This is a genomic window from Phytoactinopolyspora mesophila, assembly GCF_010122465.1.
Taxonomy (GTDB): domain Bacteria; phylum Actinomycetota; class Actinomycetes; order Jiangellales; family Jiangellaceae; genus Phytoactinopolyspora; species Phytoactinopolyspora mesophila.
Window position 1 is genome coordinate 431010 of record NZ_WLZY01000005.1, and the last position, 12219, is coordinate 443228.

Here is a 12219-nt window from a genome sequence, read left to right on the forward strand (position 1 = left end):
CGCGGCGGGGGGGGGGGGTGGGGGGCACGCACCCCCCCCCCCCCACCCCCCCCCCCCCCCCCCCCCCCCCCCCCCCCACCCCACTGACGATCACCGGGAAGCGGGGCGCGTTCGATCTGGGTACAGTAGTGGCATGTCGTTCGTTCGGTTGATGATCCGCGCCCGCCTCGGCTCCGCCCGGGCGCGAGTATCCGTGCGCCGCTGAGCGCCTCCTCCGTCCGAACCGTTCATCCCGGCACGCACCGACGGGGCGTGCCCGCGACCTCCTGTCAGGTGGAGCCACACCATGCCACGAAACGCGCCAGCCAAACCCACCCTTGAAGGCCTCGAGACAGCTTGGTCCCAGCGCTGGGACGAGCAGCGGACCTACCGGTTCGATCGCTCGGCGCCCCGTTCCCGCGTCTACTCGATCAATACACCCCCGCCGACTGCGTCGGGTGATCTTCATGTCGGGCACGTCTTCTCATACACCCATACCGACATCGTCGCCCGCTATCAGCGCATGCGGGGGCGCACCGTGTTCTACCCGATGGGCTGGGACGACAACGGCCTGCCCACCGAGCGGCGGGTGCAGAACTACTACGGTGTCCGCTGCGATCCGGCGCTGCCGTACGATCCGGACCTCACCGTCGCGGAGCCGGCCGCCGCCCCGCGGAAGGTGCGCCCGGATGAACAGAAGCTGATCTCCCGGCGTAACTTCATCGAACTCTGCGAGCGTTTGACCGCGAGAGATGAAGAGGCCTTCGAGCAACTCTGGCGCCAGCTTGGTCTGTCGGTCGACTGGTCTCTGACGTACACGACCATCGGAGAGAACGCCCGTACAGCTGCCCAGCGGGCATTCCTGCGCAATCTCGCCCGTGGCGAGGCATACCAGATGGAAGCACCGACATTGTGGGATGTCACATTCCAGACCGCTGTCGCCCAAGCTGAGCTGGTCGAGCATGAACGTCCCGGCGCGTACCACCGGCTGGCGTTCAGCGGGCCGGATGCGACAACGATCGAAGTGGACACGACGCGTCCGGAACTGCTGCCGGCGTGTGTGGCCGTTGTCGTGCATCCCGACGACGAGCGCTACGCCGCGATGGTCGGTTCAGCTCTGCGAACTCCGCTGTTCGACGTGGCGGTGCCGGTGGTTGCGCACCCACTGGCTGAGCCGGCCAAGGGCACTGGAGCGGCCATGGTCTGTACCTTCGGCGACACGAGCGACGTCGTCTGGTGGCGAGAGATGAACCTGCCGGTCCGGGCCGTGATCGGGCGCGATGGCCGGCTGATGGCCGAAGCTCCAGCCGGTGTGCCGGAGGAGCCGTACCGCGAACTCGCCGGTCTGAGCGCCGCGGCCGCCCGGCGCCGGGTGGTGGAACTTCTTCGGGACGCCGGGCAGCTGCTGGGGGAGCCGCGGCCGATCCAGCATCAGGTGAAGTTCTACGAGAAGGGTGATCGGCCGCTGGAGATCGTGACCAGCCGCCAGTGGTACATCCGCAATGGCGGGCGCGACGCAGGCCTGCGGGACGAACTGCTGGCCCGCGGCCGCGAACTGGCCTGGGTGCCGGATCACATGCGGCATCGGTATGAACACTGGGTCGGCGGCCTGACGGGGGACTGGTTGATCAGCCGTCAGCGCTTCTTCGGTGTGGCGATCCCGGTCTGGTATCCGCTCGACGAGGCCGGGTATCCCCGTTACGACGCTGCGCTGGTCCCCCGGGAAGACGAGCTTCCGGTGGATCCGGCCGCGCAGGCACCGGCGGGGTACGACGAGGCCCAGCGCGGTGTCCCCGGCGGGTTCGTCGGCGAGTCCGATGTGATGGACACCTGGGCGACGTCGTCGCTAGCTCCGCAGATCGTGTGTGGCTGGGAACGTGATCCCGATCTTTTCTCGCGTACTTTTCCGATGGACCTGCATGCTCAGGCGCACGAGATCATCCGGACCTGGTTGTTCTCGTGTGTGCTTCGGGCGCATCTGGAGCATGGGGTGCTGCCGTGGCGGCGCGCCGCCATCTCGGGGTTCGTGGTGGATCCTGATCGCAAGAAGATGGGGAAGTCGACGGGCAACGCGACGACGCCGGTTGGGGTGATCGAGCGGTTCGGCGCGGACGCGGTTCGCTGGCGGGCGGCCGGAGCCCGTCCTGGCCGCGACACGCCGTTCGACGAGGCGCAGATGAAAGTCGGCCGCCGCCTGGCGACCAAGGTGCTGAACGCGGGCAAGTTCGTGCTGCGGCTGGCCGATGACGGCTCGGCCCGAGAACGCGGCCGGGGCAGGGACTTGGTGACCGAGCCACTCGACGCCGGCATGCTGGCCGCACTGCGCGACGTGGTCCGGTCGGCTACGGCGGCCATGGAGGCGTATGACTACACCTCCGCGCTCGAGGTGACCGAGAGGTTCTTCTGGACCTTCTGTGACGACTATCTGGAACTCGTCAAAGACCGGGCTTATGGAACGACGAGCCGGCGGACGAGGGACGAGGGAGCCGGGGAGGGTGACCATGGGGAAGGAACGGCTTACGCGGACGTCGCGACGGCGTCCGCTCGTGCCGCCCTGGAAATGGCATTGTCAGTGCAGCTGAGGTTACTCGCGCCGGTGATCCCGTTCGTGACCGAGGAGGTGTGGTCGTGGTGGCATGACGGCTCGGTTCATCGCGCGACGTGGCCGGACCCGGCCGAGCTGCCCGACTGGGGCGAAGCAGGCTTGTTGGAGACGGCTGGTGCGGCCCTTTCAGGCATCCGGACCCTCAAGAACGCCAAGCAGTTGTCGGTGGGCGCGCCGCTGGAACGCGCGACGGTGTGTGTCCCGGAAGCCGAGTTCGGCCGGCTGCGGGCTATTCATGGTGACCTTGCGGCCGCGGGCCGGATCAAGGAGCTGGATGTGGTCGCCGAACCTGGTCTGGAGGAGATCTCCGTGCTCTAGGCATGGGCGAGTCAGCAAGTTTCTTCAGTGGGGCTCCCGGTCCGTGCGACCTCCGGGTCGGGACGGCGCTACGCTAGTTTCCTACGCCCCAACGTCATTGGGGGGCATGTCTGTGGAAGGAGCTGTGTCCGCCGTGTCGGACAGTTCAAGTCGTACGCCCGCTTGTCTATGCGTATGCACCCCCCGTCATGTTCGGGGTGAACAGCGGTGAGTGCCGTGTTGGGCATCGCCGCGATCTTTCTGCTCACGTTCGGCACCGCCTACTTCGTTGCGCAGGAGTTCGCTTACGTCTCCGCTGACCGGATCGAGTTGTCCCGCCAAGCGGCCGCCGGCGACAAACGGGCCGCGTCAGCGGTCCGGGTGATGCAACGCCTTTCCTTCATGCTGTCGGCGGCTCAGGTCGGTATCACCGTGACAGCGCTGATGGTCGGTTTCATCGCTGAACCCGCGTTCTCTCAGTTGTTGCGCCCGGCCCTGGAGTGGGCAGGGTTGCCGGACGCGGCGATCTCGGGAATCGCGGTGGCCATCGCCTTCGGTCTGGCGACCGTCATTCAGATGGTCCTCGGGGAGTTGTTCCCGAAGAATCTCGCGCTGGCGAAGCCGGAAGCACTGGCCAAGGCGTTGGCCGCCTCGACACATATCTACCTTGCCGTCAGCGGTCCGGTGATCCGGATGTTCGACAACTCAGCGAACCGGTTGTTGCGCGCGGTCGGTATCCAGCCGGTCGAGGAGCTACACCACGGTGCCACGCTCGAGGAACTTGGCCACATCATTGACGAGGCCAAAGCACAGGGTTCCCTGTCAGCGCACCTCTCGGCTCTGCTGGCCCGAGCCGTCAGCTTCACCGAGCACACCGCGGGGGAGGCGATGGTGCCGAGACCGGACGTCGTGAGTGTTCAGGCGAGCGCCCCGGCCTCCGCGGTCATCGACCTGATCCGGGCACACGGGCACACGACGTATCCAGTGCTGGGCGAGACCACGGACGACATTGTCGGCGTGGTCGGTGTCCGCGAGCTGATGCGCCTGCCGGAGCAGATGATGGCCAACTCGACCGCCGGCGATCTCGCCCGGCTGCCGTTCCTGGTTCCGGACAGCCTTGCCCTGTTGCCACTTACCCGCCGGATGGAGGAACGTGGCGACGAGTTCGCGTGTGTGGTGGACGAATACGGCGGGCTGGCCGGCATCATCACGCTCGAGGACATCGCCGAGGAACTCGTGGGAGAGATCGAGGACGAGTCGGACCGGGAAGCTGTCGCCGCGACGCTCATCGGCGGGTGGTGGGAGCTGGACGCCGGCCTGCGTGTCGACGAGGCGGCCGCCTACACCGGGGTCGGGCTACCGGAATCCGAGGACTATGACACCGTGGGCGGCCTGATCGCCGCCGAGCTGGGCCGGCTCGCGCAGCCCGGAGATCACCTCACCATTGACCTTCCGCGCTCAGGCGATGAGGTCGAAAGTGTGCAGATCGAGGTCCTCTCCGTCGAGCGCAGGGTGGCTGAACGGATCCGTCTTCGCGCGGTAGTGGAGGTGCAGCAATGAACGCCAGCACCGCTCTGCTGATCACCGGGCTTCTCTTCGTGGCCAGCGCCTTCTTCGTCGCGTCCGAGTTCGCGTTGGTCGGGGCAGCCCGGCACCGGCTCGAACGAGCCGCGGCACAGCAGAAACGTGGAGCGAAGGCGGCACTGAAAGGGGTACGAGAACTCACACTCATGCTGGCCGGGGCTCAGCTCGGTATCACGATGGTCATGATCGGGCTGGGCATGGTCTCCGAACCTGCGCTACATCACCTCCTGGAACCACCGGTTCTTGCCCTGGGGCTGCCGGAAGCAGCCGCTCGGGTGGCAGCGCTGGTGATCGCGTTGGCGATCGTGACCTTCCTGCACGTAGTGGTCGGCGAGATGGCGCCGAAGTCGTGGGCGATCGCCCATCCGGAACGCTCCGCGATGCTGCTGGCGCCGTCGTTCCGGGCATACACCTGGCTGGTCAGATGGCTGCTGGTGGCACTGAACGCGGTCACCAACACCCTGGTGCGGATGGTGCGGGTCCAACCGCGGGACGAGATCGTCACAGTGCGCAACCGGGAGCAGATCCACCAGCTCGTGTCCGAATCCCGCAGGCTGGGGCTGATCCGGCCGGACGACCACGGTCTGCTCACCCGTACCTTGGGGGCACCTGGGGCCGCTGTCGGCCGGATCATGGTGCCGGTCGAGCGGATCCTGAGTGTCGACGCCTCGGCCGGGCCCCAGGAGGTCCTGGACGCGGCCGCGGGACACCGGCGCACCCGGCTCGTCGTGCAGGACGAAACGGGGGCGATCGTCGGGGCCGTACATGCCCGCGAAGCGCTGGCCGGCCGGGGACTCGACACGCCGTGGACCGCCGGCGAGATGGCCAGACCGATTCCTTCGGTGGACACCGGCGACGACCTGGCGACCGCCGCTGAGACCTTGCGGCGCAACCGCGCCCAGCTCGGCCTGGTCCGCGACAGCTCCCACCGAGTTGTCGGAATGGTCAGTATGGACGACCTCGTGACCAACATCCTGGTGAGTGAGAAGTGAGCCGGAACAGCATCTTCTTCCTGACCGATTACGGCCGCCGCGATGGTTTCGTGGCAGCCTGTCACGGTGTCATGATGTCGATCGCGCCGGACGTGCGGGTTGTTGATCTCACCCATGACGTGCCGCCGCAGGATGTCCGCCATGGAGCCGTAGTGCTGGCGCAGACCCTGCCCTATCTGCCGCCGTGTGTCGTCGTCGGCGTCGTGGATCCAGGTGTGGGATCCGAGCGCCGTGGCATTGCGGTAGTAGCCGGAGACCACGTGCTCGTAGGGCCGGACAACGGGTTGCTGCCCTGGGCGGCGGCAGCGGCCGGCGGTGTCGCGGAGGCCGTGGAACTGGTCTCGCCCAAGTACCGGTTGGCGGGCGAGGCGATGACATTCCACGGGCGCGACATCTTCGCCCCGGCGGCCGCACACGTGGCGGTAGGGGTGCCGGTGAGCAGGCTCGGCCCCGCCGTCGGCGCTGGCGACCTCGTCCGGTTGCCGGAGCCGAAGGTCCGGGCACGGCCCGGAGTGCTCGAGACGGAGGTGCATGTCGTCGACCATTTCGGCAACGTGGCCCTGGCCGCTGGGCCGGATGATCTCGCCGCGAGCGGCGTGGGCGCCGGCCAGCGGGCCAGCATCGTCCGCGGTGGGCCCGCCGGGCCGGACAGCGCCACGGAGGTAGTGGTGGGCCGAGTGTTCGCCGACGTCGCCCCTGGCGAGATGCTCCTGTACGTCGACTCACACCGCCACGTCGCGCTGGCCGTCAACCACGGGAGCGCCGCCGCCCGGCTCGGCGTCGAACCGGGCGACCAGGTGACGATCCGGGTTCTCGCGCCTTAGAAGGCCGCGGCCGATGGGACCTCTCCCCGGCCAGCAGACTCGGTCGGAGAGGGGCGTCGCCATAGACCTCCCTCGCTGATGCCCGCCACACCATGGAGAGGTCCCATCGCCCGCGGCCATCGGCCGCGGACTCCTCACCCCCTAATGTCCGGGTGGAGTGCGGCGTGTATCCGGTCGCGCAGGGTGTTGGCCTCGTCGCTGGTCAGGGTCCGGTCCGTGGGCCGGATGGTGATGCGGACGAGGAAATTCACCTGACCGGGCCGGATCCCGAGCCGATCACGGGCGCTCTGCGGGAGGTCATCGTAGTTGGTGGCGGAAACGACGTTGATGTCCTCGACGAGTTCGGCGTCGTTGCCGAGGTCTTCTCGGATCCGGTCGCCCAGGATTTCCACGTCGGTGTCCGAGTCGACGGCGATGGAGATGTCACGGACGGCAGGTGGCAGGTCGGATACCGGGCGGTAAGGCTCGAGGTCGGTCATTTGTGCTGACACTCGCGGGTCGGCCGAGCGCAGCAACCGGATGTCCGGGATGCCCTTGCGGAGCATGAGCATCCGGTCCAGCCCCATGCCCAGCGCGAGTCCATCCCACTCGGCTGGGTCAAGACCGGCGCCGGCCAGGACGTGCGGCGCGGCCAGACCGCATTCGGCGATCTCGACCGCCTCACCGTGCTGGATGGCGTCGACCTGACGCCCGCCGGTGGTGTACGGGTGTTCGGCCGCCGTCCACCTCCAATGGACTCCGGGCAACATAGTGCTGACCAGAGCGCTGACCATCTCGTGCAGGTCGTCGTGGTCCAGGCGGCGCCCGCAGCGGCGAAGCAGCCAGATGTCCATTTGGTGCGGCGTGCCGGTGTGGATCCGGTCGATAGTGTCGCGGCGGTGGCAGATGCCGGGAAGCACCAGCAGGATCGGAGCGGCCTCCGGCCCGTGCTCCCTGGCCGGCCGGCGCGCGGCCGCCGCCAGGCGGCGCAACGCCGGCGGGATGCCGGCCGAGGTGTGGCTGCGCAGCATGGTGGTTTCGCTGACGTACCGGGTGTATCTGACGTCGCGTGACACGGCATCGGCGGCATAGCCGAGCCGGTCGTAGTTGTCCTCGAGCGTGACGATCGGACGGGACCGTTCGATGTGAAGCTCGGCGTCCCACAACGTGCGCATGGCCGCCGATGCGTCGTCGATGAGGATCTGCAGCGCATGGGCACCTTGACGCGGATCGGTGAGGTCACGCACCGACAAGGCGTCGAGAAGTGCCGCCAAGGGTAGTGGACGCGGCGCCGGAGGAGAGGCGGACGTGCGAGCGGATGGCGACGTGCGGGTACCGAGCGTCGCGCTGCCGACGTCTTCTGGACGGGACGTTCGCGCTTCAGTGGAAGCAGACATGAAAGTACCTTCTTCGCGGGAGGCGGCGGGTGGTCTCGAAACTCCCCCGGCCGGTGCTGTCCGCGAAGGGTGACTGCTTAGGTGCGCAAACCCTCCGGGCGGCGAACGCTCGCCGACCGGGGGCAGATAAACAGGCGCAGACCTGGCATGTGGTCGAGAATAGCCTGGAACTCGCTATTGATCCACCCCGGAAAACCAGGTGCGCATCGCGGTGGGATGGACTTTGATCAGGGGATGACGATTGCGCTGGGCAAGCCAGGGGTCGACGACCTGGACGAGGCGGTGGGCGTGCTGCGTCAGTGGCAGTACGACGGAGCGCCGATGCAACTGCATCCGGGGGATGTGGGCTGGTACTGGCAGTCAGGGGCGGCGGCAACGGCCGCGGCGCTTCGGACATGGAGCCGGAACGGACAGATTCTCGCCGTCGGACTGCTGGACGGTCCCACGCTGTTGCGGCTGACGACCACGCCGGAAGGTCAGCGGGACGAGGAGCTGGCGCGGCAGCTGGTCGCGGACGTGACCGAGCCGGAGCGCGGCGTACTTCCCGAGGGGAAAGTGGCGGTCGAGGCGCCCACGGGTGCGCTGATCCAGGATCTGCTGTCCGAGAGCGGCTGGAAGGTCGACGAGCCGTGGACGCCGCTGAGCCGCGACCTCTCCGAGCCGGTGGAGGATCCGGGCGTGCGGGTCGAGGTGACCGGGCCGGAGAAGGCACACGAGTTCGCCGCCGTACATCGGTCCGCGTTCAACGGGAGGTTCACCGAAGAGCGCTGGCGTGCGATGGCGGCAGGACTGCCGTATGCGGACGCCCGGAGCCTCGTGGCGTATGACGGCCAAGGCGACGCGGTGGCGGCGGTGACAGTGTGGTCGGTTGGTCCGGGGAAGCCCGGGTTGCTCGAGCCGATGGGGGTGCATGCCGATCATCGCCGCCGTGGATATGGCAAGGCCATCAGTGTCGCCGCGGCGGCCGCACTCCAGGAGCTGGGTTCATCCAGCGCGACCGTTTGCGCCTTGAACTCCCAGCCGGGCGTCGTCGGCACCTATGAATCAGCCGGCTTCCGGCCGCTGCCCGAGAGACGGGACCGATACCGCGACGCCTAAGTGTGTGCTACACCCCCTGATGGGGAGCAAATCGAACTTGATCACCGACATCCGGGGATGAACGGGTGGCTTCGGCTTACGAGGTTTCGTCGAGCAGCCCACGCTGGTAGGCGATAGCGACGGCCTCGGTACGGCCGGCGGCGCCGAGCTTGGCCATCACCCGGGACAGGTGGACACTGACTGTCTTCTCGCTGATGTACAGCTCTTCACCGATCCGGCGATTGGTGTGCCCGCGGGCGACGAGTTCCAGCACCGAGGTCTCGCGCGGGGTGAGGATCTTCACGGATGTGACGGGTGCCCCGGGTACGGCGATCCGTGCCCTGCGTGCCAGCGAACGGAGCGCGTCACCCAGGGGTTTGGCGTCGAGGCGGACGGCCACTTTCAAGGCTTCGGCCAGTTCGGTCGCGGCATCGTCCCGCTGCCCGGCCGAGACCAGGACCTCAGCCAGCCGCCATCGGGCGATGGCTTGCTGGTATACGTCGCCGTAGCCGAAGGCCTCCACGACGTCTCGCCATGGAGCGGGGTCGGAGAAGCCGAGGAGACGAGCATGTTCGGCCCGGGCACGCAGCAGCCAGGCATGCCCTTCGGGTCCCATGTTGGCCGCGCGGACGTCGCCGTGGACCGCCGTCTGCTCGGCGCGCTCCAGCAGATGCTCACCGGCGGCCACGGCCTCCTCGATGGTGCCGGGGGCGACAGCTGGACCGAGTGGACGTACGTGGTCGGCATGAGCGGCCAGGGCGAGAGTGGCCAGGCGGATGCCGCCCATGGGCCATTCTTCGCCGGAGCAGACCCGGATCGCCTTGACCGCGGCTTCGGCTACCTGGACGGCGTCGTCGTACTGCGACCTCCAGCTCGCCAGCTCGGCTCCGGCGATCCCGGCCAGCAACGCAATCTGTTCGTTCTCGTTGCGGTACCACTCCGTGCGGAGCTCGTTGAGGCTGCGCTCAGCCTGCTCGAACTGCCCGCGCCCCACCTGGACGAGGGCTGCGGCGGCCATCAAGAGGCCGGTGACGACGTCGGACACGGGTTCGCCGGGAGGCGCGGCGGCGTCGGCAGCGGCGTCCCAGTCGCCGCGAGCGTAATGGGTCATGCTGCGCAGCCACCTGATGTTCAGGCCGTATGCACTCCACGTGAGTCCGACGTCGGCGGCGCGTTGAGCGGCTTCGTCGGCTATCTGAGCAGCCTGCTCCAGTTGCCCTTGGTCGAATCGGCCGAAAATGAGGTTGAATCTGGCCCGGAGTTCGACATCCAGCGCTCCGGCCTCGATAGCGCGTTGTTTGGCACGCTCGAGCAAGGAGGCAGCTTCTTCTGAATTTCCGGCGCGGTTCTCGCAGTACGAGAGCGAGATGAGAGTGTCTGCCTCGACAGAGGCGGCACCGGAAGCGCGGGCGTCGGCGGCGGCCGCTTCGGCCAGCGAACGGCGCTGACTGTTCGACGTGGTCAGCCGGGCCGACAACGCGAGCACCCACGCCCGTTCGCTGCTGGCCGGACTGTCTTTGATCAGCTCCCAGGCCTCGCTGATGACACGCTCGGCTTCGGTCCAGTTGCCGTTGGCCAGCAGCGCCTGGGCCAGCTGGCGGCGGACGTCGGCCGACAGGACGGGGTCCTCGCGAGCGTCGGCCAATGGAACGGCGTTGCGCATGAATGCCAGTGCGCGTTCGGGCAGCCCGGCCGAACTGGCCGCGTGGGCGGCCTTGCGGGTGAGCTCGAGCTCACCGGTGCCGGCGTGACTCTCGGGATCGTCCACGGCGTCCCACAGCTCCAGCGCCCGCTCGGTGTGCTGCAGAGCGAAGCCGATGGCGCCTTTCTTCCACGCTTCCTTCACCGCACGCACGGAGGCGGAGAGTGCCGTGGGGAGATCGTTGGCGTGCCGGCTGTGGTAAGCGATGGCGGCGGCCATGCCGGGGTCGTCCCGGCCCGCCAGGAGTTCGGCATAAGCCGCATGCAGCCTGACCCTCTCGCCGGGCAGGAGGTCGGCATAGATCGCTTCGCGCAGCAGGGCGTGCCGGAAGGTGTAGGCGTCTTTCATCCCCGGCACGAGGATGTTGTGCTGGATCGCTTCACGCAGCGCGGTGTCCAGCTCAGCGGCGCCGAGCTCGACGACGGCGTCCAGTGTCGGGTGGCGGACATGCCATTGGCCGGTGACTGATGCGGCGCGAACCACCCGCTGCGCGACCGGGCTGAGTTTCTCGACTCGGGCCAGCAAGACATCGGCCAGCACCGACGGGATACCGTCCGCACCGAACGAACTGGCTTCGAGGAGCTCTTCGGCGAAGAACGCGTTTCCTTCGGAACGGGCCGCCACGCTGGTGATGAGTTCTTCAGAGATGCTGTCTTTCGCCAGCGTGCGGACGAACTCCTCGGCGTCGGCCGGACGGAACGGTTCGAGATCGAGGCGCTCGACGACAGGCAGCCGGACCAGCTCTGCCAGTAATGGCCGGAAAGGATGGCGGCGATGCAGGTCGTCCGACCGGTAGCTGGCGACGATCAGCAGCCGCTGGTCTCCCAGCCTTGAGAAAAGGAAGGAGAGAAGGTCTCGGGTCGAGGGATCGCTCCAGTGCAGGTCTTCGATCTGCAGGACGACTACGCCGTGCTGTGTGAGGTCGTTCAGGGCGCCGAGCACCGCGTCGAAGAGCTGAAGCTGATCGAAACGCTGGACGTGGGCATGGCCGCTGTCGAGGTCGGGATGAGCCGTGCCGTTGCCGGTGGGTGTCTCCGTGATGGGCCGAGCTGGCTCCCGGGGAACCACGCCGGCCAGAGTGGCCAGCTGAGGCCGCCTAGTGATTATCTCCGGTGAGAGAGCGCGAATCTGCTCGGCGATATCGGTGAAGGGGAGGTAAGGGAAACTCGCCTCATTGATGTCGACACAACGGCCAACGAGAACCTGCGCGCCGGCCGACCGGGCGACGTCGGCCATCTCGGCAAGTAGGCGGCTCTTCCCCACGCCGGCTTCACCTGACACGAGAACGGCCCCGGCCGTACCCGAACGGGCACGCTCCAGGGCCGTCCGCAGCTGTTCTACCTCTTTGCTGCGAGCGACGAGCGGGAAGTTGGATCCGAGCCTAGGCACGGATCCAATCCTCGCACGTGGCGGCGACAAGGTCGCTGGCATTTCGCCGGTAGCCGAGCGTCCGCACCGACGCGCTAGACCTTGACCCGGCGCCCGCTGTGCTTGGCACGGCGAGGACCGCCGTGGGCGGGTTCTGGCGCACGAGCCGGGAGCGGTTGCGTTTCGGTTGTGGTGTCGGTGGTCCGCGGTGCGGGCGCCGCGACCGTTCGAGGCGCGGGCACCTCGTCCTTCGACGTCTTGATCGTCGGGCTTGTATAGCGGCGCTTGCGGCCGAAGCCCCGCATACCCTCTCGGCGGTACGCGACCTCAGCGCTGATGGCTTCGATGCTCAGATACATTGTCTCTCCAGTCCCCGTGACCTTCTCGTCCTGCTACAACACGAGAATCACGGTGA

The 12219-nt window shown here is 67.8% G+C and carries 8 protein-coding genes; 5 read left to right on the forward strand and 3 right to left on the reverse strand.

From position 1 onward, the window contains the following. The first annotated feature begins 286 nt into the window (after positions 1-286). From valS to F7O44_RS16770, 4 genes are all read left to right on the forward strand, one after another. A complete protein-coding gene (gene valS, locus F7O44_RS16755; RefSeq protein WP_162451403.1) occupies positions 287-2902 on the forward strand; it encodes a valine--tRNA ligase in 2616 nt (871 codons plus the stop codon). A 207-nt stretch (positions 2903-3109) separates the two neighbouring features. Next, positions 3110-4441: a CNNM domain-containing protein gene (locus F7O44_RS16760; protein WP_162451404.1), complete on the forward strand. Its 1332-nt coding sequence runs from the start codon at positions 3110-3112 to the stop codon at positions 4439-4441. Continuing rightward, entirely contained in the window at positions 4438-5457 is a 1020-nt protein-coding gene (locus F7O44_RS16765; RefSeq protein ID WP_162451405.1) for a hemolysin family protein, read from the forward strand. Before F7O44_RS16760 ends, F7O44_RS16765 begins: the two co-directional genes overlap by 4 nt. Further along, on the forward strand, positions 5454-6281 hold the full coding sequence (locus F7O44_RS16770) for an SAM-dependent chlorinase/fluorinase (protein ID WP_162451406.1): 828 nt from the start codon (positions 5454-5456) through the stop codon (positions 6279-6281). The genes F7O44_RS16765 and F7O44_RS16770 overlap by 4 nt, the downstream gene beginning before the upstream one ends. A gap of 134 nt (positions 6282-6415) precedes the next feature. On the opposite strand, the gene srmL is transcribed toward F7O44_RS16770, so the two are convergent. Next, positions 6416-7657, reverse strand: coding sequence for a PheS-related mystery ligase SrmL (srmL, locus tag F7O44_RS16775; RefSeq protein ID WP_162451407.1), 1242 nt, complete (start codon positions 7655-7657; stop codon positions 6416-6418). 234 nt (positions 7658-7891) lie between these two features. Here srmL and F7O44_RS16780 point away from each other — a divergent pair, with 234 nt between their 5' ends. After that, positions 7892-8755 (forward strand): GNAT family N-acetyltransferase, encoded by an 864-nt coding sequence (locus tag F7O44_RS16780; RefSeq protein WP_162451408.1) that lies wholly within the window; start codon positions 7892-7894, stop codon positions 8753-8755. Positions 8756-8831: 76 nt separating this feature from the next. Here the strand turns inward: F7O44_RS16780 and F7O44_RS31190 are convergent, their stop codons facing one another. Beyond that, the gene (locus F7O44_RS31190) at positions 8832-11825 is read right to left on the reverse strand and encodes a helix-turn-helix transcriptional regulator (protein WP_222851433.1); all 2994 of its coding nucleotides are present in this window, start codon (positions 11823-11825) and stop codon (positions 8832-8834) included. A gap of 74 nt (positions 11826-11899) precedes the next feature. Next, a complete protein-coding gene (locus F7O44_RS16790; protein ID WP_162451410.1) occupies positions 11900-12163 on the reverse strand; it encodes a hypothetical protein in 264 nt (87 codons plus the stop codon). Between the last annotated feature and the right edge of the window lie 56 nt (positions 12164-12219).